The following is a 22882-nucleotide window of genomic DNA, read 5'->3' on the forward strand; positions in this document are numbered from 1 at the left end:
GCCACCGCCGCCACGGCGACAGAGATACGCCAAACAACTTGAATATTAATGTGTATGACAGCCCTAACCAGACAACTTTTCAGGGAGTTCAGGGTGCAGGAAGCATTCTGGACCACCGCAGAAACCGTGGCCTACGACAGCGAAGCGCAGATGCTCTTCCTGCTGCTGCTCCGCCAGAACAACAACGTGCCGCTGCTCTTCGATGATGTGAAGAAAATCGAGATGATGGCCTGGCAGGGCAATCCATACATGATGTACGCCTATGCCAGGCTGCACGATGTGCTCCAATACGACAACGACTCCGACAGCATCAAGCACGATTTCTACAAGCTCGCTGCCAGCCACGGTATCGGCGACGCCTATGCCCAACTCGCCTACATGCACAAGGACGGCGACCTGGGAGAGTGCGACTACGATGCCTACAATGACCTGATGCAGAAGGCATTGGACAACCACAGCGAGAAAGCCATGCAGCAGCACATCCGCGACATCATCTATGGCACCAACGGCAGCCCACGCGATGCGCTAAAAGGCTATGAACTCGCCGAAAACCATGTCCATCAGCAGGACTTTCATGACCCCGAATACTATATGCTCATGGGCGATGCCGACAGGGAATTGGGCCGCATCGGCAACGCCGTGACCAACTATGAACTGGCCACCGAACATGGTGGCAGCGCAGCCTTCTTCTGGTGGGCTGTCACCGACTGCTGCGACCGCGACGGCATCGTCGTCGACCGCGATGGCTTCGCCGAAATCATGCAGAAAGGCAGGGCTGTCGATGCTCGCGACTGCTACCTCATGTACACCATGCTCACCGACGACGCCACCTACGATGCCCTCGACCCCGACGCCCAGCGCGAACTCAGCGCCTGTCTCAGCGACGACCTCCAGGCAGGATGGTGCCTCGGCGACAGTGTATGCCCCTATTACCTCGGCTTCTACTACGAGAAAGGGCTCTATGGCTTCGCCCAAGACTATCAGCAGGCTTGGCTCTGGTATGGCCGCGCCGCCCGTCTGCGCAGTCCGCACGGTTATGCAGCCCTTACCCGCATGATACTGGACGACTCCACCGCGCCCGCTGGCTGCGACGAGAGCTTCGCCTACGAGTATGCCTACAAGGGGCTTATGCTTGGCTGCGACGACCTGCTCCAGACAGTAATCAGAGGTTACAGACAGGGCTTCCTCGACCACCACAAGGCTAAGATTGAGGAAATCTGGCTGCCCAAATACGATGAATGGCTGAGACACGTAGCCGATGACGACGATTATCCCTGCGATAGCGAGGCCTGAAAGGTTGCTTGAGCGACTCGCTGCCACGGTCAGAGCGCCAGAGCGAGTCGCCCCCACTCCACCCTTCCTCCCTACACAAAGCTAAAAGGCTTCAGCAAGAGACTGCCCGTTCCCTTGCTGAAGCCTTTTGGCCATCCGCTGCCTCCTATTATATCTCCGCGATACGCAAACCGAAGTCGGCGGCACTGCCCTCTTCGCCGAAGACCTTCGGCATCATTCGGCTGCGCATATTGGTAACATTCTGCCTGGTCGTAACCAGCAGTACGGCAGCCTCTGAGGGCTGGAAATGCAGCCGAGGATACATAGGCTGAGACGCGCCACTTCTTGCGCGACCATAGGCTTGGCTGAATGCTTTTATAGACCAAGCTACAACAATAATTGCGTTTTTCCTTGGAAGATTAATGAATATGCGCTACATTTGCAAACAGTACATCATTAATACCCGCATCAAAATGAAACTCAGGAAGAATATCTTGGTCTTGGTGGCAAGTATCGCCACGCTTGCCATGTGCGCCTCGTGCGACAAGGATGACAATGACTCATCTGCCAACATCTTCACCCACCGCATTTATCTCGACTTCGTCACCCCCGAGGGCAACAATCTGCTTGATGCCAATGCGTTTGCCGACTACAGCAAGGGCTATAAGACCGCACAGGACTACTTCTGCGACGACCGCATCAGCATCCTGTGCAGACGGAAGAGCGACGGCAAGACTGCCGACTTCATAGACAAGGGCAACCCCACCCTGCCCTACTCCAATTTCAGGGTAAGCCACCCCGCGCTGAACCTGGTCCAGGACATGAGCCACTACAACCCGACCCAAGGCAACGGCAATAAGGGCGACGCCAACCTGCAGGGCTACATCAACTGGAAGGTTGGAACCACAATAAGTCTGCTTATAGACGACTTCGACGCCAACGTGGGAAAGAAGAATTATACTGAATGCTACGAGATAAGCATCGCCAGCCGAGCCATCTATGGCGACGACCAGCTGCACCAGCTGCGCCTCTACTGCCAGGTGAGCAACAGCCGCCCCGTCATCACCCGCGTAGAGTACGATGATGACCCCGGCAATCTGCTGGACCACGACCCCTACTACCGCATTGCCCAACAGATAGGCTACACCCAGTTTACCAACAACCGGGCCTATTTCTACATTCCTATCATCGTAAGACGCGGATAGAGTACGCCACCCCTGCATCCTCTCCCGCATAGAGCCCCACAGCCTGACCCACACCCTCACTCTCCCAATCCTAAACCCAGTAGATATGAAAGCCTTCAGAATTCTGTCACTGCTCTTCTTCCTGAGTCTGACTACCCTCGTCATGGCGCAGAAGTATGAGGTCGACTGCCTCGTCGGCCCCGAAATCAAAGCCACCCCAGTCGAAAAGCCCACCGAGTACGACGGCTCACGCACAGTGCTTTACATCGCCAACGGCACCCTCGTCGATGTCGTAGGGCGCACAGTTACCGGACCCGATGGCCGCACCGCCTCCCATTTTGGAGATGTGGGCGACTCTGTAGATGTAAGACAGATTAAAGGCATCATCCATTACGACGGCAGGAGATACCTTGTGGAAGCCCGTTGGCTGAAGTTCGCTGACGAAAACCCACCCTCGGCGACCGACAGATTTGCTTCCGACAACTTCCGCCCGCGCCTACAGCTCACCTCCTGGCTGGCTATGCCCCACTTGGACGTCCACTCGGCCTCCACGCGGATGCTCTACAGCCGTTGGCTGCCCTTCATGGCATTGCTGCTCATGTTACTGGCGGTATGGATGACCCTCCGCACCCGCTTTCTGGTGCTTTCGGCGCTGCCCTTCTTCGCCGCCGTGGGCATAGTCATCTATATGGCGCTGATGATAGACTGGGATGCGCTGTGGTGGTGCAACCCCGACTATGTAGGCATAGAAAATGCCATCGTCGGCATCATCCCCGTGGCGCTGTTTATGGCCTTGGCGCTCATGTATCTCTTGTGTGTGACTACTTTTATCAAAGCCCCGCTGCTGATATGGCCCCTCGTGATAGGCTATATACTGCAGTGGCCCGCCATGTTGGTGTCTGCCCACTTCACGGGAAGCATCTGGCCCGCCCTATTGGTATGCTATGGCATCCCCGTGCTTATCAATGGTTTGCGCCTACGCCTCTATGGTGTCGTCATGACCCTCGTCACGCTGGTCGCCATCCACACCTTTGTAGTGGCATTGGCCACGGTGGTCCAGGTTTCGCTGTGGATTATGATGGCCATGGCCCTCGCCTCGCCGCTGATAGCTTTCCTCCTGTCGACCATCATCGGCAAATACCAGCACACGAAAAATGGAAGATGGGTGCTGCGCAATGGAAAGTGGGTATATGTATATGACTGATACGCTGAAGACCGCCGCGCGCTGTGGGATTACTGATGGGGTAGCAGAAGTCACCCCATTGGCCTCGCATAGCAAACCTACCCATATTTCAGCTTACACTTGTAGAGCATAGGCTGCACCTCAACAATGCGAAACGAAAAAACATGCGTTTTTTCTTTGCATTGTCTGCGGTTTGCACTACCACTACGGCTGCGCCGTGAAGGTAGGCGGCACCTCAAGATTAAAAATAAATAAATTTATTTTGTAATCTCTTCGGTTTGCATTACCTTTGGATAAGATAGGCTGCACCTCAACAATGCCAAATGAAAAAACATGCGTTTTTTCTTTGCATTGTCTTCGGTTTGCACTACCTTTGTACTCTGGAAATAAACGTTTATAATAAGATATGTCATTAAAATGTGGTATCGTAGGTCTTCCTAATGTGGGAAAATCTACGCTGTTCAATTGCCTGTCCAGTGCCAAGGCACAGGCAGCCAACTTCCCTTTCTGTACGATAGAACCTAACTTAGGTGTCATCACCGTCCCCGACGACCGACTCACCCGTCTGGCAGAGATAGTACACCCCGGCCGCATTGTGCCCGCCACCTGCGAGATTGTAGATATAGCCGGTCTGGTGAAGGGTGCCTCCAAGGGCGAGGGACTGGGCAACAAGTTTTTGGGCAACATCCGTGAGTGCGACGCCATCATCCATGTCATCCGCTGTTTCGACGACGACAATGTGGTGCGCGAGGGCGGTGCTCCCGTCAATCCCGTGCAGGACAAGGAGATTATCGACACCGAGCTGCAGCTCAAAGACCTCGACACCATCGAGGCCCAGCTCGCCAAGAACCAGAAGATAGCAGCCATAGGCAACAACAAGGACGCCAAGGTGCTGGTGACCGTGCTCGAAGCCTACAAGGAGGCGCTGGAGCAGGGCCGCAACGCCCGCTCGGTGACCTTTGAGAGCAAGGAGGAGCAGCAGGCCGCCCACGACCTGTTCCTGCTTACCACCAAGCCCGTGCTCTATGTGTGCAACGTAGACGAGGCCAGCGCCAAGGAGGGCAACCAGTACTCACGCCAGATAGAAGAGATAGCCGCTTCAGAGGGCGCCGAGGCCATGGTGATAGCCGCCAAGACCGAGGAAGACATCGCGTCGCTCGAGACCTATGACGACAAGAAGATGTTTCTCGACGAGCTGGGACTGGAGGAGAGCGGCGTAAACCGTCTCATCAAGAAGGCCTACAGTCTGCTCAACCTCGAGACATTCATCACCGCCGGAGAGATGGAGGTCAAGGCATGGACCTATCACAAGGGTTGGAAGGCACCCCAGTGTGCCGGCGTGATACACACCGACTTTGAAAAGGGATTCATCCGTGCCGAGGTCATCAAGTACGACGACTACATCCAGTATGGCTCCGAGGCTGCCGTACGCGAAGCCGGCAAGCTGGGCATCGAGGGCAAGGAGTATGTGGTCCAGGACGGCGACATCATGCACTTCCGGTTCAACGTATAACGCATCAAGCTATGACAAGTCTGCTCAACTTTATCCTCTGGAACCCCGATACGACAGCGCTGCATCTCGGGCCGTTTGATGTGCGCTGGTACGGACTGTGCTGGCTTACCGGACTGGCCCTCGCCTACTTCCTCGTGAGATGGCTCTACCACGACCAGCGCGTCAAGGACGAGTATTTTGACCCACTCTTCCTCTATTGCTTTGTGGGTATCATCATGGGAGCTCGTCTTGGTCACTGTATCTTCTACGAACCCCACTATTTCCTTTCCTCTTGGCAGCACGTGATAGAGATGTTGCTGCCCATCAAGTTTGTCGATGGCGCTCCCCTCGCCCATGGCGGCATGCTCTACAGCCTCACCGGCGGCACCGTCATCTTCACGGGCTACGAGGGACTGGCCTCCCACGGAGGCACGCTGGGACTGATGCTGGCGCTGTGGTGCTACTACCGTCGCACCCACATGAACCTGTGGCAGGTGCTCGACGACATAGCCATAGCCACCCCCATCACCGCCTGCTTCATACGCCTGGGCAACCTGATGAACTCAGAGATAGTCGGCAAGGTTACCGATGTGCCCTGGGCGTTCATCTTCGAGCGCGTAGACCAGATGCCCCGCCACCCCGGACAGCTCTATGAGGCCATCGCCTACTTCCTCTTCTTCTTTGTGGGATGGCATTTCTACAAGAAGCACAAAGAGTGGGCAGGCACGGGCTTCTTCTTCGGACTCTGTCTGACGCTCATCTTCTGCTTCCGCTTTGTGATAGAGTATACCAAGGATGTGCAGGAGGCTTTCGAGCACGACATGCTGTTCAATATGGGCCAGCTGCTCTCTGTGCCATTTATCATCATAGGCATCGTGTGCATGCGCCGCGCTCTGCGCAAGGCACAGCAGTAAGCCGGCAGCCATCAGCCCACTGATATCAGTACCCCGTCGCCGCGGTTATCTTGTTAACAGGATAGCCGCGGCGATTTTCATTTTTAACGTGATGGAAGCTAATGACTCTCACCATGTCAGAAAAAACGGAAAAAAGGCTGTCGGTATTCAAAAAAGATGTACCTTTGCATAAGATAGGCTACACCTCAGCCATTAAGCGAGCTTATGGCCTTCGGTTTGGACTATCTATATTCCTATAACTTAAAACACGTATGAAACAATGTATTCTCATCATGCTGGCACTGGCATGGACCATCAGTATGGATGCGCAGGGCATTATCCGACAGCAGACTCAGGTGAAGAAGCCAAAGGACAAGACTGAGCATACCGCCAAGGCTAAAGCCAAGACAGCCCCCAAGCCCAAGAAACAGGTAGAGCGAAAGGCGGAACCTAAGCCCGAGCCCAAGGAGCCTGTTGAAGTAAAGAACCAGGTGACAAAGAGGGAAGACCCGCCCCCAGTGGAGATGACTCCCACCCAGGTAATAGAGAAGCTGATAGCCGACATGGTGTATATCCCTGGCGGAACGTTCACTATGTACGACCGCAACTTCTATCCTGGTTATACCGGCCATTGTCCGGCAGCCTATAGCGCCACGGTGGCCGGTTACTATCTGTGTCGGTACGAGGTGACGCAGCAGTTGTGGCAGGCCGTGATGGGCTCCAATCCCTCGCAGCATACTGTGGGCAATCGGCCCGTAGAGGGTTTTTATTGGGACGAGGCCCAGCTGTTCATCTATCGCCTCAACCAGATAACTGGACTCAAGTTCCGTTTGCCTACCGAGGAGGAATGGCAGTGGGCTTACGATGAGGGCAAATCGCCGCGCCGTTATAAATACAGTGGCAGCGATGACTGTAAGGAAGTGGCATGGACCGACTGGAACAGCGGCCACCGTCCGCATGCCGTGGGCATGCTCAGGCCCAATGCCTTGGGTCTCTACGATATGGCAGGCAATGTAAGCGAGCTTTGTACAGGTCACAGTGGGGCCGAATACCTGGATGCTGAACGGCAGAAGAGCTACCGTGTGGCCCGTGGCTGTGCCTACAACAATACAGACTTGGGCAGTGGCGAGCGCACAGGCTTCTATATCAAGGACGATACCCGCCGTCCTACCGGAACGGGCATCCGCCTGGCTCTAAGTCAGTTGCCTAAGCCTGTCAGCATCCATCTGGACACTGCCCCACAGCCATCGTCCCGCAGCGAGTTGATAGCTAAGTTGGTCAGCGACATGATACAGGTGCCCGCAGGTACCTTTACTATGGGTTTTGTCTTTCCCGAACTGCGCCAGTACTATATACCGCCCGAGGAGATGGCTCCCCACCAGGTAACGTTAGACAGTTACTATCTGTGTAAGTACGAAGTAACCCAGGCATTGTGGCAAGCCGTAATGGGCGTGAACCCTTCGGAGAACCAAGACGATGCCAGCCAGCCTGTAACTAATGTCGGCTGTAGCGACATCAAGCTGTTTATCAGTAAGCTCAATGCCCTTAGCGGTCAGCAGTTCCGTTTGCCCACCGAGGCAGAGTGGGAGTATGCGTGTATAGGTGGCCGGGCCGAGCCTGTAGAGCGCTATAGCGGACACGAACTGGTTGACGGCTCTGCCAAGGTGGTTGCCTGGTGGGGCGACAACCTGCGCCATCCACAGGCTGTGGGTCAGCTCATTCCCAATGTACTGGGCCTGTACGACATGACGGGCAATGTTGATGAGATATGCAGTGATATATGGCGCACATCGCACAGCAAGAAGGCTCAAGTTAATCCACAGGGCCCTAATCCATCGCCCTGCGTCAGCAATAAGCCCGACCATAGGCATGTAGTACGTGGCGGAAACTTCAGGTGTCTCAGATGGTATAATGGCCGTGACTATTGCGCTCAGGCCAATAATCTGACAGGATTGCGGCTGGCTGCCTCGCATATACAGCGATGACGGGCCGCGCAATATATGCCAAAAATCCCATACCTTACTTCCAAGGTATGGGATTTTGGCGTATATGGGGGAGCCGATAGTTACTTCCCCTTGAGTATCTTCTTGATTTCGTTGAGCTTGTTGAGCGCCTCGACGGGCGTGAGGTTGTTGATGTCGAGCCCCCGTGGCTCGTCGCAGCAGCCTATCTGCCAAGACAGAGAGCGACGCTTACGTTTATCTGCTCGCGGTGTTTGGCTCCGAGAGGGTCGGTAAAGTCCAGAGTAGCGTTAACGGCATAGTAAGGAGACTTGCCATCCTTGCCCCACTCCAGCTGAGCGGCGGGGGCGGTTCCGCCAGCATAGACGCGAGGACTCTTGACCTCTACAGGCATGCCCTGCACGCTGTAGGGCACCAGTTCGTAAGCCACAGAGCGGTAACCACCCGTCTGGCGGTCGCGCTGCAGGGTGGCACGCAGCAGCAGATGGACATCATAGCCGTCGGCCGACGAACAGAGCAGATATTCCACCGTGCGGGTGCCCTTTTCCGTCTTGTCGCTCCACGTAGTGAGCGTCTTCGTGACGAGGGTCGTCCACCCCACGCGAGGCACCACGCCATCGTGGCGGTCCATAGCCTCGCGTATATATTTGCGTGCCTGGCCCATCACCTTCTCCACCATCTGGGGCGTCACCTTATAGCCCTTGAGCATCGAGTAGTCTACCATGCAGAGGCGGTTGAGCGCCACAAGCGTGTCATACTGCGCCGGCGTCACCTTGTTGAGCAGCCACCGTGGGGGCATCTTGCCCTTGGCTACAGTCGACTCCACTCTGGGAGTCACCTTTTTCTTACACTGCTGCGCCGCAGCATCGTTTGCCCACGCCATAGCGGCAATGGCAAACAGCAAACACAAAATCGACTTTTTCATTGTTGTTTCAGTTTTAAGGGTGAATATTAGGATAACCTTTCCAATGACTTCCATGCCCCGCGCTTCATGGTCTGCGGGGCGCGCCATGACAGACGGCGCCGGCGTAAGGGCTTTGGCCCGCGTGCTGACCACCGCTGGCGGCTCGTGCCTTACGTCACGTGCTCTCGTATCATTTGTTACGAGTGCTCGTATCAATAGGCACGTGGCCTCGTATCATACGTCACGAGCCAGCCGAGTCCATCTGCACAGGGGCCGAGTCCATCTACGTCTCGGCATCGGTAACGACTAACCCGATGAAGATGATGACATTTGCAAAGTAAGTGGTTAACAGCGACACCACCAAACCAATTAAGTGAAATAGAGTTAACGGGAACGTAAAAGGTAGTTAACCAGAAGCCGACAGACATGGTCTCCAGCCGCGCCAAGACGCCCTCGGGCGCAGCAGAGGCCATTCCCATGCCCACCGAGATGGATAGCAGAGCTGTGGAGATAGAGAGAAGGGAATGTGGCGATGGCGGGCAGAGCAGTGGTGGATATAGAGAGAAGGGATGGGGCGATGGTGGGCAGAGCTGCGGAGACAGCGAGCCATCGGGAGAGGGGCAGAAAAAAGGCAGCGCCTGTAAGCACTGCCTTTCTGGATGGGGCAAATCTACTTGCCCTTGAGTATCTTCTTGATTTCGTTGAGCTTGTTGAGCGCCTCGACGGGCGTAAGGTTGTTGATGTCGAGCCCCAGTATCTCGTCGCGGATTTGCGAGAGCACCGGGTCGTCGAGCTGGAAGAAGCTGAGCTGCATGCCCTCGCGGTCGTCGCCTATGTGCTTGATGGCGGCGGCATCGGCGTTGCCCACGCTTGCCCCGTCGGCTTCGAGCTGCTTGAGGATAACCTTGGCGCGGCGCACGATGCTCTTGGGCATACCAGCTATCTCTGCCACATGGATACCGAAGGAGTGCTCGCTGCCACCGGGCACGAGCTTGCGCAGGAAGATAACCTTGTCGCCGACCTCCTTGACGCTTACATTGTAGTTGCGTATGGCGGGGAGCTGGCGCTCCATCTCGTTGAGCTCATGATAGTGGGTGGCAAAGAGCGTGCGTGGGCGTCCCTTGGCATTCTGGTTGAGGTACTCGACGATGGCCCAGGCTATGCTGATGCCGTCGTAGGTAGAGGTGCCACGCCCCAGTTCGTCGAAGAGCACCAGCGAGCGCTCGGTGACATTGTTGAGTATGTTGGCAGCCTCGGTCATTTCGACCATAAAAGTGGACTCGCCGAGCGAAATATTGTCTGACGCACCCACTCGGGTGAAAATTTTGTCCACCAAGCCTATTTTCGCGCTCTCTGCGGGCACGTAGCATCCCACCTGGGCCAACAGTACTATGAGGGCGGTTTGACGCAGCAGAGCGCTTTTTCCGGCCATATTGGGTCCGGTGATGATGATTATCTGCTGCTTGTCGTCGTCGAGATAGATATCGTTGGGCACGAAGCGCTCGCCCACGGGCAGTTGCTGCTCTATCACGGGGTGTCGGCCCTGGCGTATGTCGAGCTCCAGGCTGTCGTCGACCACCGGGCGCACGTAGTGATTGTCTTCGGCCACCTTGGCAAAGCCCATGAGGCAGTCGAGCTGGGCGATGAGGTTGGCGTTAATCTGTATCTGGGGGATGAACTCCTGCATGGCCGAGATGAGCTCGGCGAAGAGCTGTTGCTCGAGGGCGAGAATCTTCTCATCGGCGCCCAGAATTTTCTCTTCGTACTCCTTGAGCTCCTGGGTAATGTAGCGCTCTGCCTGTGCCAGCGTCTGCTTGCGCACCCACTCGGCAGGCACGCGGTCCTTGAAGGTGTTGCGCACCTCGAGGTAGTAGCCGAACACATTGTTGTAACCCACCTTGAGCGAGGTGATGCCCGTCTGCTCAATCTCGCGCTCCTGAATCTGCATGAGATACTCCTTGCCGTTGTGCGATATGTTGCGCAGGTCGTCGAGCTCGGCGCTGTAGCCAGTGGCTATCACGTCGCCCTTGGCCACGAGCTGTGGCGGGTCGGGCTGTATCTCGCTCTCTATGCGCTGTCGCAGGCTCTCGCAGAGATTGAGCTGCTCGCCGATGCGCTGCAGGGTGACATTGTCGGAGTGAGAGCAGGCGTCCTTGATGGGCTCTATCGCCACGAGGGCGTGCTTGAGCTGGACCACCTCGCGGGGCGACACGCGGCCCACTGCCACCTTGGAGACGATGCGCTCTAGGTCGCCTATGCGATGGAGCTGGTCATTGACCAGCATGCGGAAGTCGGGGGAACGGAAGAAGCAGTCGACCATGTCGAGCCGCTTGCGTATGGGGTCGATATTGCGGAGCGGGAAGACCAGCCAGCGTCGCAGCATGCGGCTGCCCATAGGGGTGACGGTGCGGTCGATGACATCGAGCAGCGAACGCCCGTCTTCCTGCATGGGCTGGAGCAGTTCGAGCGAGCGTATGGTGAAGCCGTCGAGGCGCACATACTTCTCTTCCTCGAGGCGGGCCAGAGAGGTGATGTGGCCGATATGGGTGTGCTGGGTAATCTCGAGATACTGCATGATGGCTCCGGCGGCTATGACGCCGTTGTGGAGATGGTCTACGCCAAATCCCTTGAGCGACTTGGTGGCAAAATGGCCCAGGAGCTTCTGCCGGGCGGTCTGCTCGGTAAACACCCAGTCGTCGAGCTCGAAGACGCAGTAGCGGTTGCCAAACCGGGTCTCGAAGTCGGTCTTGCGGGCGCGGTCGTAGAGCACCTCCTTGGGCTGGAAGTTGCCCAAGAGCTTCTCTACATAGTCATAATTGCCCTCGCCGGTAAGGAACTCGCCGGTAGAGATGTCGAGAAAGCTGACTCCACATGATGTCTTGCCGAAGTGGACTGCAGCCAGGAAGTTGTTTTCGCGATAGTTGAGCACGTTGTCGCCCATCGCCACCCCTGGGGTGACGAGCTCGGTGATGCCACGCTTCACCATCTTGTCCATCTCGGTGAGCCCCTTCTTTCCCTTGAGCTGTTCGCGCTTCTTCTTGGGGTCTTCGAGCTGGTCGCAGATGGCCACGCGCTTGCCGGCTCGGATGAGTTTGGGCAGATAGGTATCGAGGGCATGATGGGGGAAGCCTGCCATCTCCATGCTGCCTGCCTGGCCGCCGTTGTTGCGGCGCGTGAGGGTGATGCCCAGTATGCGCGAGGCGGTGACGGCGTCTTCGCAGTAGGTCTCGTAGAAATCGCCGCAGCGGAAGAGCATCAGCGCCTCAGGGTGCTTGGCCTTGAGGGAGAAGAACTGCTTCATCATCGGGGTGAGCCCCTTGTCGTCTTTTGCCATAGCGGTTATCTTACGGCTGAGGTGACCGGATTGCGCAGTCCCTTCATGCTCACGAGGAACGCCTTGGCTGCACCGAACTTGAGAAACATGTCGAGGCGCACGGGGATGTGGTTCTTGTCATCGGAAACATAGAAGTCTACGATGCGCTTGTACTTGCCGTCTTCCTTCTCGAGGTAAGAGAGCTTGAGGCAGCGGTATTTGACACCGTTGTCGGCCTTGATCTTGACCTTGCCCGAATAGCGCAGACGCGCGGGGCTGATGTTCTTGCCGTCGGCAATGGGGAAATCTATCTCGTGGCCAGACTTCCAGCCCTCGGGATTGAACGAGCGGGCACGCAGGAAGATATTGAGCATATCGTAGACACAGTGGGAGACGGTGCGGTGGGCCCAGAGGTGCTCGCCACTGCTGGTGAGCTGGTGCTGGCGCAGCTTGACCTTTCCGTCGTGGTAGGAGTAGAAGACCTCATCGACGCCATAGCGCTTGCCCTCGCGGGCTCCCTTGCGGAAGTAGAGGGGCTCCATGTCGAGCGAACTGTAGCAGAGAAGCGTGTCGCGGAGCACAAACATCTGGTCGACACGGTTGTTGCCACGCGTAGTGAGGCTGGCACGATAGGCGGGGTGGCCGTTGTAGCGGCTCTGGACGGTAGACATCGAGGCGTTGCCGGCCTTGACCCATACAAACTGCCAGTTGTAGTAGAGGTTGTAGGTGAGGAACTCACCCGACTTGAAGGCGTCGTTGTGGAAGGCACACTGGGCATGGGCTGCTACAGCCATGACCATCATCAGTGATGCCATAAGAATTCTATACTTTTTCATATCGTTATCACATATTGGGATTATAGGGTATGCCCATATTCTTGGCACGCTGGGCATTGCGGCCTACAGTCTTGCGGCGGGTCTCGCTGCGCTGCTTGATGAGCTTGGCGGGCTTCTGGCGATAGAGCTCGCGCGCAGTGGGGTTCCAGGCTTGGGTGATGTCCCACTTAGCCTTGCAGACTATCTCTTCGGGATAGTAGTAGACCTCGTCGGGCTGCTGGAGGGTGGCGTAGTCGCCGGTGTCCCAGCGCCCGTTGGCGTTGGCATCGACTATCATGCGCAGATAGTAGGTATCGGGCTTGACATAGAAGAACTCGGCGGTGCCAGTGGTGGTGGTGACCTCCTTGACGGGAGCGTCCTGCATGTTGAGGAGCTGGCAGATGACGCTGCGGCCCTCCATGCCTGCGATGTTGACGAAGAGCGAGCCGTAGTCGTCGAGCGAATGGACCTTGAAGCCTATCTTCTTGGACGTGGAGACACGCCCGTAGATGTCGGTGAAGGCGATGCTGTCGACCTCGAGGCTGTACTCGCGGTCGGGGCGCCACTCGCCCACTATCTCGTAGGTACGGGGCTCGCCCTGAACCTCTCTGAGCATGAAGCGCGACTGATACCAGGCGGTGTCGACCTTGGCGTAGAGATGGATGAGGCTGGTATCGATGCGGGCTACAGGCGCGGCGAGGGTGAAGCGGATGTTGCGGTCGGGGTCGGTCTGCGATACGCTTTCATACTTGACCTCGAGGGCCTCGGGGGGCATCACCTCGAGATAGGGCTTGCCCCGCTTCTTGGCCTTGTCCTGCACCTTCTGCCAGTCGTCGCGCTTCTTCTGCTTGTCCTTGACGCGCTGGGCATAGGGGGTCTTGGCGAGCAGCTCGAGGGTATCGGTCTGGAGGGTGAGCACGCCGGTGGTGTCGGTCATCTGGTACTGGAGCTCCATGCGCAGGGTGTCCTGATTGACGAGAGCCGTGTCGCGTAGCCAGTAGGTGATGGTGTCGCGGCGCTCGCTGGCCTCGGTTATGAGCGAGTGGGTGGCATCGAAATTGAGGCCACGCACGCGGGGCAGCAGGCTGTCGCCGTAGCTGAAGAAGAGGGTGAAACGGTCGGCCTGGGTACGGTCGGTCTTGACCAGATAGCGGTCGGTAAGGGTGGTGGTGAAGGCCCGGAGCACCAGGTCGTCGGGGAGGAAATGGGTGTAGCCGACCTGGATGATGGAGTCGATGTGGAGCGAGTCGCGCCAGATGGTATCCTGGCGGATGTCCTGCTTGAAGGTGGGCACCACAACTGCGGTGTCGAAGGCCATCTTCTCGCTCTTCTGGTTGTAAAGGAAGTTGCCGTCGGCGTCTTCGAGGGCGTAAACACGGTAGCTGCCGGGGGCTACACCCTTGACGACAAAGCGTCCGGTGGCGTCGGTGCGGGCCACGCGCGCCATAGGCAGCGTGGTGAAGGCGCTGTCGGCAAGGTTGGCATAGAGGCCCACGAGGATGCCCTTGACGGGCTCGAGGTTCTGGGCATCGACCACATAGCCAGCGACCTCCATGGTGTCGATGGCCTCGCCGGTGGAGAAGCTGTAGGTGTAGTTGCCCAGAGGATTGTTCTCGGTAATGTCGGTGATGGCATCAGAGAAGTCTACGGTATAGGTGACATTGGGCTGGAGCGTGTCGCGGAGCTGTACCATGATGCGCTTGCCCTGGCTCTTGATGTCGGGCTGCTCCATCTGGGGCGGCGACACGATGACCTTCTCCTGTGCGTTCTCTATCTGGATATACTCGTCGAAGTTGATGTATATCTTCTTGCTGCTGACATTGACCGACTTGTCGGCGGGGCTGGCAGAGAGTATGCGGGGCGGGGTCTCGTCGTACCATCCGCCGTCGGGCTGGCCCATGCGGGCACACGCCGCCATGACCGTCAGAAGCACTATGGCGACAACCGCGGCAAAGGCGCAGCGGCTGACAGGCGTAAACCTCTTATTTATCATTGTCGTTTGACTTGTTGTTACCGTTAAGTTGGAGCAGTTCGTCGAGATTTTTGCGGCTGTTGCTCAGACGGGGCACCTTGTGCTGTCCGCCCAGCTTGCCTTTGGCCTTGAGCCAGTCGTTGAAGAGTCCCTGGCGCGCCTCGATGACCTCGAGATGCTGGAGGGTGATGTCGTGGAAGCGCTTGGCCTCATAGTCGCTGTTGAGCTGCTGCAGACGCTCGTCGAGGGCATGGGCGAAATGGTCGAGGCTGTCGGGCTGACGGCTGAACTCGATGAGCCACTGGTGGCGGCACTTGGCACGGGCGTCCATATAGACTGGGGCGGCGGTATACTCGCTCACCTGAGCGCCAGTCTGCTCGCAGGCATACTGGAGGCCCTTCTCGGCATTGTCCATGATGAGCTCCTCGCCGAAGGCATTGATGAAATACTTGGTGCGGCCGGTGATGACAAACTTGTAAGGGCGTGTGGAGGTGAACTGGACGGTATCGCCGATGAGATAACGCCACAGTCCGCAGGAGGTGGAGATAAGCATGGCGTAGTTGCGGCCTACCTCTACCCCACTCAATGGCAGGACGGTGGGGCGGTCGGTGCCAAACTCGTCCATGGGGATAAACTCGTAATAGACGCCATAGTCGAGCATGAGCAGCATCGATGGGTCGGAGGGGTCGTTCTGGATGCCAAAAAATCCCTCACTGGCGTTGTAGGTCTCCATATAGTGCATGCCGGGCGATGTGATAATCTGCTCGTACTGCTTGCGGTAAGGGGTAAAGGCTATGCCGCCATGGAAAAAGACCTCAAGGTTGGGCCAGACTTCGTTGATGTGCTGCTTGCCGGTGAGCTCGAGCACGCGCACCAGCACAGACATCATCCAGCTGGGCACGCCCGAAAGGTTGGTGACGTTCTTGTGCATCGTCTCGCGGGCGATGAGGTCGCGCTTCACCTCGAAGTCGGACAGCAGCGCCGTCTTCTTCTGGGGCACTCGCACGAGGTTGACCAGAGGATTGATATTCTCAATCAGTATGGCGGAGAGGTCGCCCACGAGCGAGCCGCTGAGATTGTAGTTGGGTGAGTGGCTGCCTCCGAGTATCAGGCCCTTGCCGTCGAAGAGGCGGGAGTTGGGGTTGTTCTGGAGATACATGGCCACGACGTCAGTGCCGCCCTGATAATGGATGTTCTTGAGTCCGTCGGCAGAGACGGGGATGAACTTGCTCTTGTCGTTGGTGGTTCCGGATGACTTGGCATACCACTTGACGGTACCGGGCCACAGCACGTTCTTCTCACCATGACGCATACGGTCTATATCGCCTTTCAGCTCTTCGTAAGTATTGACGGGAATATTGGCGGCAAAATCTGTATAAGTTCTTATCTCATCAAAGTGATGGCTGGCGCCATATTCGGTATTCTTTCCCTTGGAGATAAGATATCTGAGTACACGTTCCTGCAGCTCGTCAGGAGTGGTAAAATGCTTCTCAAGACTCTTCTGTCGCGGCAAAAAAGCCATGCTTGCTATACGGGTTAAACTCATGTGTATGTAATTGCCAATTAATCATACAAAGTTAACCGATTTCTTTCACATAGCACAATTATTTACCATTTTTAATATAAAATAAACGTGGGGAAGTGAACAGGACAAGTGCCGTGAGTATCATGAAGAGAGACTGGATAGTCTGGGGGCTGCTCGCACTTTTATGAGGGACTTTGGAGCGCATCACCACACTTTTATGAGGGACTTTTTGATGTTTTGGCACACTTTTATGAGGGACTTTTATGGCTATTGCTACATTTTTATGAGGGACTTTGGGCGTAGGAGTCACCTCCATCTACGCCAATAGCCCCAGGACAGCGACGATTATCGTCTGTCCTGGGGCTATTGTCATTGGCTTCTGCCTGGGGGTGGCAGTCATCCTTTTTTTGGCAATCGGCTACTGCCTCGGGAGGTCAATCTACTGCCTCGGGATGGCTGGCTACTGCCTCATGGAGATTAGCATCCCCTCGTGAGTAATTGATTTCAACCTTATGGTAATCAACTCTCCTCTATAAGTAATCGTTTTCCACCCTGTAACTGATGGCAGAAGTGGAGCGGGCACTCCCCTACTCTCCTCCGAAGGCTTCGGCTTCGGCGGCGGCTATTATCTCCTCGCGGCTCATGGCTCGCGCAGAGATGTCGCTCAAGTCAAACTCGTCGGAGTCATCGGCAGCCTCCTTGGCGGGCTGCTCCTTGGAAACGGATGGCTTTCTGGACTTTCGCTGACGAGACTCGGCGGGGGCCGACTCGACGGCAATGATGAAATCCTGCTTCTCGGCGGTGTCGGGCACAGTCTCTACAGGCTCCTCTTCCATCTTGGTGCGATTAGTCTTGGCCGCAAATATCTGGTCGATAAACTGAGGCTCGCGGCGCAGCTTCTCGAGCGTGAGCTTGGAGGCGAGCTGCTGGCTCTCCTTCTTGCTATAGCCCTGGCCGTTGCATCCGTTGACGCCCTCGATAACCACGCGGTAGTCAAACATAGGGCTGCCGTTGCTGTCAACCTTCTGGCTGAGCAGTTCGAAACTCACGTTGACCCTGTTCTTCTGACTCCATTCGAGGAGCTTGCTCTTGAAGTTCACCTCTTTATAAGCCAGCTTGTCGATGTTAATCATCTTGCCGAGGATACGCTGTTGCATGAAGTCCATACATCCCTTGTAACCCTTGTCGAGATAGATGGCACCGACGAGTGCTTCAAAAGCGTTGCCGCCCAGATAGCTGTTGTGCGAGGCACTATGACCGTTGGAGAGGATGAGCTGGTCGATGCCCATCTCTTGCGACAGCTTGTTGAGGGTGTCACGCTGAACGAGTTTGGAACGGGTATTGGTAAGAAATCCCTCGCGCTTGCCGGGGAAATGATGGTACACGATGTCGCCCACAATGGCATCGAGAATGGCATCGCCGAGAAACTCGAGCCGCTCGTTGTTGACGGGCTTGCCTTTGCTGTTGCGGTGCATGATACTCTTGTGCATGAGCGCCATCTTGTAGTTGTCGATGTGGCGGGGATAAAAGCCGAGAATGGCGTATAAAGACGAATAAAGCTCCTTGTCCTTGCGGAAAGAGAGCTTTATTCGGTCAATTAAATTATTCAGCATATTTCTTGAAGATAACACAAGCGTTGTGGCCGCCAAATCCGAACGTATTGCTCAGAGCAGCACGTACCTCACGCTTCTGTGCCTTGTTGAACGTAAAGTTCAGCGAATAATCGAGTTCAGGATCTTCGTCGCCCTCCTCGTGATTGATGGTAGGAGGCACGATGTCGTTCATGACACTCAGTACACATGCCATAGCCTCTACAGCACCGGCAGCACCCAGCAAGTGACCAGTCATCGACTTGGTCGATGAGATGTTGAGCTTGAAGGCTGCATCGCCGAACACTTCCTTGATGGCTTTGGCTTCAGAGATATCTCCCACGTGGGTCGATGTACCGTGTACATTGATGTAGTCGATATCCTCGGGCTTCAGACCCGCATCTTCAAGAGCGGCTTCCATAACGAGCTTGGCGCCCAGTCCCTCGGGGTGCGATGCGGTGATATGATATGCGTCGGCGCTTTCGCCCTCGCCTACCATCTCAGCATATATCTTGGCACCACGGGCCTTGGCATGCTCCAGCTCCTCGAGTATGAGACAGCCGGCGCCCTCGCCCATCACAAATCCATCACGGCTGGCACTGAACGGACGCGAAGCGTGTTCAGGGTCGTCGTTGCGGGTTGACAGCGCCTTCATGGCGTTGAAACCGCCTACACCGCAAGCGCAGATGGCGCTCTCGGCGCCGCCGCTTACTATCATATCGGCCTTACCCAGACGGATAAGGTTGAACGCATCAGCCAACGCGTTGGTCGAAGAAGCGCACGCTGATGTTGTGGTGTAGTTGGGACCGTGGAAACCGAAGTGGATAGAGATATGTCCTGATGCGATATCGGCTATCATCTTGGGGATGAAGAAAGGATTGAACTTAGGTCCATTCTCAGGGTGCTTACCATAGTAAGTCACCTCTTCTTCAAAAGTCTTGATACCACCGATACCCACACCAAATACTACTCCGATGCGGTTCTTGTTGGCAGTCTCAAGGTCAAGACCACAATCCTTTACACCCTGCATGGCGGCGATAAGTGCCAGCTGGGTGTAACGGTCGAGCTTGCGGGCCTCCTTGCGGTCAATCCAATCATTGACGTTAAGGTTCTTTACCTCGCAAGCAAACTGGGTTTTGAACAGAGACGCGTCAAACTGTGTAATAGGTGCGGCGCCGCTTTTACCCTCGAGCATGGCAGCCCATGTCTCTTCGGGGGAGTTGCCCAATGGGGTAACGGCACCAAGACCTGTTACTACTACTCTCTTAAGCTCCATTTATTTTGCGTTCTCCTCGATGTACTTGATGGCGTCGCCTACAGTCTGGATGGTCTCAGCCTTGTCGTCGGGGATATTGATACCGAACTCCTTTTCAAATTCCATAATCAACTCAACGGTATCCAGAGAGTCGGCACCCAGGTCGTTGGTGAAGCTTGCTTCTGGAGTTACATTCTCTTCCTCAACACCGAGTTTGTCAACGATAATCTCTTTAACTTTGCTTTCAATTTCTGACATAATTGTAAAATTTAAATTGTTAAAAATACGTATTATTAAAAATTCTGGCTGCAAAGGAACACATTTTTTATCATTCTGGCAAATTTTTTCGTATAAAAACGACATTCGCATGCACACTACCCCTATGTTTGTGCAATAAAATGGCTATTCTTTTGATAATTAACCACCTTTTGATGACACAAATCGCGCAAAATGAATTTGTTAAAAACGCGGGGAGATGACCTCCAGAAGAACGCAGACAAGTTCCAAAACGGCAACTTTCATCTTCATTACCAAGCCATAGCCCTTTATAACCAATATCTAAGGCCTTCGCGTGGGGCGGAAGCACCCCTACCCCAAGCGGCCTTACCCTGGGCGGCAGACTATTACACCTTATATATAATATATAGGTGGATGGATGGAATATTTATGGCTGTGGAAATAATATATAGGTGCATGGATAGAATATAAAGGCAGACGGGCATAGTAGATGGGCTGTCGGGCAGCGCATCATGGGTGGACAGACGGCAGATATCCATTGACACATAAAGCATATATAGCGATACTTATGGCGTGATGGACGCCAGCATTGAGGTGGGGGCTTGGGCAAAAACGGGGGAAAAATATAAAAAGTCGGGGTTTTGCTTGGCGCTGTCTTCATTTTACATTATCTTTGCAAAATTAAGGTTTACGCCCCTAAACAACGATACAAGTATAATAATATAAACAACTAAAAACATGGCATCATTTACTGAGCAGTGCAATCACATCTTCAATCAAGCGATTAGTGATTACCACATTAAGAACGATGTAGATACACCCATTAATAACCCTTACGACCGCGAGTCTATCGACAACCGGCTCTATCTGAAGTGCTGGATAGACACAGTACAGTGGCATCTGGAAGACATTATCCGTGACCCCCACATTGACCCGATGGAAGCCCTGCAGCTGAAGCGCCGCATTGACCGCAGCAACCAGGACCGCACGGACCTGGTAGAGCAGATTGACTCTTATTTCCGTCAGCAGTACTCCGACGTGACCATAGCCCCCGACGCTACCATCAACACCGAGAGCCCCGCATGGGCCATCGACCGTCTGAGCATCCTCGCCCTCAAGATTTACCATATGCGCGAGCAGGCCGAGCGTACCGACGCCGACGCCGAGCACCGCGCCAAGTGTCAGGCCAAGCTCAACGTGCTGCTCGAACAGCAGGTAGACCTCGGCACTGCCATCAACCAGCTGCTCGACGACATCGCCGCCGGCCGCAAGTATATGAAGGTATATCGCCAGATGAAGATGTACAACGACCCATCAACCAATCCGATACTCTACGGCAAGAAGTGAAGACCGACCACATACTCATCATACGTCTCTCAGCGATGGGCGACGTGGCGATGACCGTGCCTATAGTCTATTCGCTCGCCACCCAGTACCCTCACACCCACATCACGGTGCTGAGCCGACCTTTTGCGCGCGCCTTCTTTGACGACCTCGCGCCCAATGTCGGGTTCATGGAAGCCTCGACCGAAGAGCTGCACAATCTGCATGGCCTCAATAGCCTCTACCGCCGACTTGTAGCCAAGCACTTCACCGCTGTCGCCGATTTCCACGACGTCTTGCGCACCAAGTATCTGCGTCTGCGCTTCTGCATGGGGCGTTTCCACGTGGCGCATATAGACAAGCACCGCCGCGGCAAGCGTCTGCTCACTCAGCAGGAGGGGAAACAGCGCGTGCAGCAGCCCACGTCGTTCCAGAACTACGCCGATGTGCTCGCCGAGTTGGGCTATCCCATCAAGCCCGACTTCACCTCCCTCTATCCCGACGGCAAAGCGCCGGCGGCAGACCGTTCTGAGAGGGTAGGCGACAAGCCCGAGAACCAGCGCTGGATAGGCATAGCGCCCTTTGCAGCCCATCAGGGCAAGGTATATCCACTGGGACTGATGAAGCAGGTGGTCGCCCTGCTCACCGAGCAGCACCCCGACTACCGCATATTCCTCTTCGGAGGCGGAAAGACGGAGACCGAACAGCTCAACCACATCGCCGAGCAGACTCCCGGCTGCACCGTGGCATCGGCCGTGGTCAAGGGACTCCGCCAGGAGCTCGCGCTGATGAGCATGCTCGATGTGATGGTTTCGATGGACTCTGCCAACATGCACCTGGCTTCGCTCGTAGCCACCCCTGTGGTGAGCGTCTGGGGCGCCACCCATCCCTACGCCGGCTTCATGGGCTGGAGGCAGAGCGAGGACAACGCCGTGCAGTTCGACATGGACTGCCGTCCGTGCAGCATCTACGGCAACAAGCCCTGCATACACGGCAACTATCCCTGCATGAAGCAGATAGAGCCCGAAACCATCGTGGCGCGCATCGTGGCGACCGCAGAGCGCCGGTAGAGCTACTGTAGACTCAAGCAACAAGACATAAGACAAGCCCCTGCATCCATCCGACACGGCATGCAGGGGCTTGTTGCGTCTGGGTGCCTCGCCGGACAACACCTTATTATATATACGCGCGCCCGCAACGGGCGGGGTGGGGTGGGAGTGACGCCCGGCGTGTAGGAAAGGGTCGGTCGGCAAAGCCGGAGAGATGCTCAGGCAAGCGGAGAAGGTCGACCCGCAAAGCGGGAGTGACGCTCAGCGTGTAGGCAGAGCAGCTGCTGCAGCCGGAGAGACGCCAGGCAAGCGGAGAGAGGGCATCGGGCGGCTCGTAACGGAAGTCACGTGACCACGTTTCTTATGTCACGAGGCTGCGTACCATAAGGCACGAGCTCACGTATCGTATGTTACGAGCCAGCCAAGACGCCCTCGGTGCGAGCAAAAGGGTAGCTCTATGCTCTATCAAGGCACCCTCGGTGCGAGCAAATGGGAATTTCCATGCTGTTGGGGTGACCATCGGTGCGCGCAAAGGGTAGTTCTTGCTCTATCAAGGCACCCTCGGTGCGCTCAAAGGGTAGCTCTTGCTCTATCAAGGCACCCTCGGTGCGCGCAAGGGGAATTTCCATGCTGTTGGGGTGATGCTCGGTGCGAACAGAAGGGTAGACCCATGCGAGCAAAAGGGTAGCTCAACTCCCCCAACCTTGATGGGCAAAAAAATCAGCCCCCCTTACCTTCGGTCGAAGGTAAAGAGGGCCTTTGCGTCATCTGATGGATTTTGTATAGGGTTATCTCACGATTGCCTGCAAAAATTTACGGATGTTGAAACCACATAAGGAAAGAGATTATCAATTACCTCTATGACCACTGTCATTACTCTGCTGCAAAGGTCGACAATTATTCACCAAACCACTG

General features: G+C 55.7%; 19 protein-coding genes. 9 read left to right on the forward strand and 10 right to left on the reverse strand.

Annotation, left to right across the window (positions count from 1 at the left end):
- Positions 1 to 54 precede the first annotated feature (54 nt).
- Entirely contained in the window at positions 55 to 1293 is a 1239-nt protein-coding gene (locus CIK94_RS01250; RefSeq protein WP_144008257.1) for a sel1 repeat family protein, read from the forward strand.
- 148 nt (positions 1294 to 1441) lie between these two features.
- On the opposite strand, the gene CIK94_RS14265 is transcribed toward CIK94_RS01250, so the two are convergent.
- The gene (locus CIK94_RS14265; protein WP_158214793.1) at positions 1442 to 1597 is read right to left on the reverse strand and encodes a hypothetical protein; all 156 of its coding nucleotides are present in this window, start codon (positions 1595 to 1597) and stop codon (positions 1442 to 1444) included.
- Positions 1598 to 1745: 148 nt separating this feature from the next.
- On the opposite strand from CIK94_RS14265, the gene CIK94_RS01255 reads away from it, so the two are divergent.
- The 5 genes from CIK94_RS01255 to CIK94_RS01275 all read left to right on the forward strand — a co-directional run bounded on the left by CIK94_RS01255 (position 1746) and on the right by CIK94_RS01275 (position 8009).
- A complete protein-coding gene (locus CIK94_RS01255) occupies positions 1746 to 2477 on the forward strand; it encodes a hypothetical protein (protein ID WP_144008258.1) in 732 nt (243 codons plus the stop codon).
- A gap of 85 nt (positions 2478 to 2562) precedes the next feature.
- Positions 2563 to 3660: a hypothetical protein gene (locus tag CIK94_RS01260; protein ID WP_094420850.1), complete on the forward strand. Its 1098-nt coding sequence runs from the start codon at positions 2563 to 2565 to the stop codon at positions 3658 to 3660.
- Between the two features lie 385 nt (positions 3661 to 4045).
- A complete protein-coding gene (gene ychF, locus CIK94_RS01265; RefSeq protein WP_022311234.1) occupies positions 4046 to 5152 on the forward strand; it encodes a redox-regulated ATPase YchF in 1107 nt (368 codons plus the stop codon).
- Between the two features lie 11 nt (positions 5153 to 5163).
- On the forward strand, positions 5164 to 6045 hold the full coding sequence (gene lgt / locus CIK94_RS01270; RefSeq protein WP_022311235.1) for a prolipoprotein diacylglyceryl transferase: 882 nt from the start codon (positions 5164 to 5166) through the stop codon (positions 6043 to 6045).
- Positions 6046 to 6296: 251 nt separating this feature from the next.
- Entirely contained in the window at positions 6297 to 8009 is a 1713-nt protein-coding gene (locus CIK94_RS01275) for an SUMF1/EgtB/PvdO family nonheme iron enzyme (RefSeq protein WP_094420852.1), read from the forward strand.
- A gap of 181 nt (positions 8010 to 8190) precedes the next feature.
- Here CIK94_RS01275 and CIK94_RS01280 read toward each other — a convergent pair whose 3' ends face one another.
- Entirely contained in the window at positions 8191 to 8910 is a 720-nt protein-coding gene (locus CIK94_RS01280) for a hypothetical protein (RefSeq protein ID WP_022310961.1), read from the reverse strand.
- A gap of 405 nt (positions 8911 to 9315) precedes the next feature.
- Between CIK94_RS01280 and CIK94_RS13910 the strand changes: the two genes are divergently transcribed.
- Positions 9316 to 9573 carry a hypothetical protein gene (locus CIK94_RS13910; protein ID WP_144008259.1) on the forward strand — a complete coding sequence of 86 codons (258 nt, stop codon included), beginning with the start codon at positions 9316 to 9318 and terminating at the stop codon, positions 9571 to 9573.
- Here the strand turns inward: CIK94_RS13910 and mutS are convergent.
- The 7 genes from mutS to CIK94_RS01315 all read right to left on the reverse strand — a co-directional run bounded on the left by mutS (position 9560) and on the right by CIK94_RS01315 (position 19616).
- Positions 9560 to 12223 (reverse strand): DNA mismatch repair protein MutS, encoded by a 2664-nt coding sequence (mutS, locus tag CIK94_RS01285; RefSeq protein WP_022310960.1) that lies wholly within the window; start codon positions 12221 to 12223, stop codon positions 9560 to 9562. The two genes, CIK94_RS13910 and mutS, sit on opposite strands and share 14 nt — an antisense overlap.
- Positions 12224 to 12228: 5 nt before the next feature.
- On the reverse strand, positions 12229 to 13038 hold the full coding sequence (locus CIK94_RS01290) for a DUF3108 domain-containing protein (protein ID WP_094420857.1): 810 nt from the start codon (positions 13036 to 13038) through the stop codon (positions 12229 to 12231).
- A 7-nt stretch (positions 13039 to 13045) separates the two neighbouring features.
- Positions 13046 to 15010, reverse strand: a complete 1965-nt coding sequence (locus tag CIK94_RS01295; protein WP_094420859.1) for an Ig-like domain-containing protein — start codon at positions 15008 to 15010, stop codon at positions 13046 to 13048.
- On the reverse strand, positions 15000 to 16535 hold the full coding sequence (locus CIK94_RS01300; protein ID WP_022310957.1) for a GH3 auxin-responsive promoter family protein: 1536 nt from the start codon (positions 16533 to 16535) through the stop codon (positions 15000 to 15002). The genes CIK94_RS01295 and CIK94_RS01300 overlap by 11 nt, the downstream gene beginning before the upstream one ends.
- A gap of 566 nt (positions 16536 to 17101) precedes the next feature.
- Positions 17102 to 18127: a ribonuclease III gene (gene rnc, locus CIK94_RS01305; RefSeq protein WP_094420861.1), complete on the reverse strand. Its 1026-nt coding sequence runs from the start codon at positions 18125 to 18127 to the stop codon at positions 17102 to 17104.
- Positions 18117 to 19379 (reverse strand): beta-ketoacyl-ACP synthase II, encoded by a 1263-nt coding sequence (gene fabF, locus CIK94_RS01310; RefSeq protein WP_094420863.1) that lies wholly within the window; start codon positions 19377 to 19379, stop codon positions 18117 to 18119. The genes rnc and fabF overlap by 11 nt, the downstream gene beginning before the upstream one ends.
- A complete protein-coding gene (locus CIK94_RS01315; RefSeq protein WP_022310954.1) occupies positions 19380 to 19616 on the reverse strand; it encodes an acyl carrier protein in 237 nt (78 codons plus the stop codon).
- 717 nt (positions 19617 to 20333) lie between these two features.
- Here CIK94_RS01315 and CIK94_RS01325 point away from each other — a divergent pair.
- Entirely contained in the window at positions 20334 to 20942 is a 609-nt protein-coding gene (locus CIK94_RS01325; RefSeq protein ID WP_022310953.1) for a DUF4254 domain-containing protein, read from the forward strand.
- On the forward strand, positions 20939 to 21988 hold the full coding sequence (locus CIK94_RS01330) for a glycosyltransferase family 9 protein (protein ID WP_094420867.1): 1050 nt from the start codon (positions 20939 to 20941) through the stop codon (positions 21986 to 21988). The genes CIK94_RS01325 and CIK94_RS01330 overlap by 4 nt, the downstream gene beginning before the upstream one ends.
- A gap of 434 nt (positions 21989 to 22422) precedes the next feature.
- Here the strand turns inward: CIK94_RS01330 and CIK94_RS14270 are convergent, their stop codons facing one another.
- On the reverse strand, positions 22423 to 22596 hold the full coding sequence (locus CIK94_RS14270; protein ID WP_158214794.1) for a hypothetical protein: 174 nt from the start codon (positions 22594 to 22596) through the stop codon (positions 22423 to 22425).
- Positions 22597 to 22882: the final 286 nt, after the last annotated feature.

Source organism: Prevotella sp. P4-51 (assembly GCF_002251455.1).
Taxonomy (GTDB): domain Bacteria; phylum Bacteroidota; class Bacteroidia; order Bacteroidales; family Bacteroidaceae; genus Prevotella.

What these genes read in the sequence shown, in the direction of transcription:
- CIK94_RS13910 (WP_144008259.1), top strand. Translation starts at nt 9,316, where the DNA reads ATGGTCTCCAGCCGCGCCAAGACGCCCTCGGGCGCAGCAGAGGCCATT.
- CIK94_RS14270 (WP_158214794.1), bottom strand. Translation starts at nt 22,596, where the DNA reads ATGGAAATTCCCCTTGCGCGCACCGAGGGTGCCTTGATAGAGCAAGAG.
- CIK94_RS01250 (WP_144008257.1), top strand. Translation starts at nt 55, where the DNA reads ATGACAGCCCTAACCAGACAACTTTTCAGGGAGTTCAGGGTGCAGGAA.
- ychF (WP_022311234.1), top strand. Translation starts at nt 4,046, where the DNA reads ATGTCATTAAAATGTGGTATCGTAGGTCTTCCTAATGTGGGAAAATCT.
- CIK94_RS01280 (WP_022310961.1), bottom strand. Translation starts at nt 8,910, where the DNA reads ATGAAAAAGTCGATTTTGTGTTTGCTGTTTGCCATTGCCGCTATGGCG.
- CIK94_RS01325 (WP_022310953.1), top strand. Translation starts at nt 20,334, where the DNA reads ATGGCATCATTTACTGAGCAGTGCAATCACATCTTCAATCAAGCGATT.
- CIK94_RS01260 (WP_094420850.1), top strand. Translation starts at nt 2,563, where the DNA reads ATGAAAGCCTTCAGAATTCTGTCACTGCTCTTCTTCCTGAGTCTGACT.
- lgt (WP_022311235.1), top strand. Translation starts at nt 5,164, where the DNA reads ATGACAAGTCTGCTCAACTTTATCCTCTGGAACCCCGATACGACAGCG.
- CIK94_RS01290 (WP_094420857.1), bottom strand. Translation starts at nt 13,038, where the DNA reads ATGAAAAAGTATAGAATTCTTATGGCATCACTGATGATGGTCATGGCT.
- CIK94_RS14265 (WP_158214793.1), bottom strand. Translation starts at nt 1,597, where the DNA reads ATGTATCCTCGGCTGCATTTCCAGCCCTCAGAGGCTGCCGTACTGCTG.
- CIK94_RS01255 (WP_144008258.1), top strand. Translation starts at nt 1,746, where the DNA reads ATGAAACTCAGGAAGAATATCTTGGTCTTGGTGGCAAGTATCGCCACG.
- CIK94_RS01295 (WP_094420859.1), bottom strand. Translation starts at nt 15,010, where the DNA reads ATGATAAATAAGAGGTTTACGCCTGTCAGCCGCTGCGCCTTTGCCGCG.
- CIK94_RS01300 (WP_022310957.1), bottom strand. Translation starts at nt 16,535, where the DNA reads ATGAGTTTAACCCGTATAGCAAGCATGGCTTTTTTGCCGCGACAGAAG.
- CIK94_RS01315 (WP_022310954.1), bottom strand. Translation starts at nt 19,616, where the DNA reads ATGTCAGAAATTGAAAGCAAAGTTAAAGAGATTATCGTTGACAAACTC.
- fabF (WP_094420863.1), bottom strand. Translation starts at nt 19,379, where the DNA reads ATGGAGCTTAAGAGAGTAGTAGTAACAGGTCTTGGTGCCGTTACCCCA.
- CIK94_RS01275 (WP_094420852.1), top strand. Translation starts at nt 6,297, where the DNA reads ATGAAACAATGTATTCTCATCATGCTGGCACTGGCATGGACCATCAGT.
- rnc (WP_094420861.1), bottom strand. Translation starts at nt 18,127, where the DNA reads ATGCTGAATAATTTAATTGACCGAATAAAGCTCTCTTTCCGCAAGGAC.
- mutS (WP_022310960.1), bottom strand. Translation starts at nt 12,223, where the DNA reads ATGGCAAAAGACGACAAGGGGCTCACCCCGATGATGAAGCAGTTCTTC.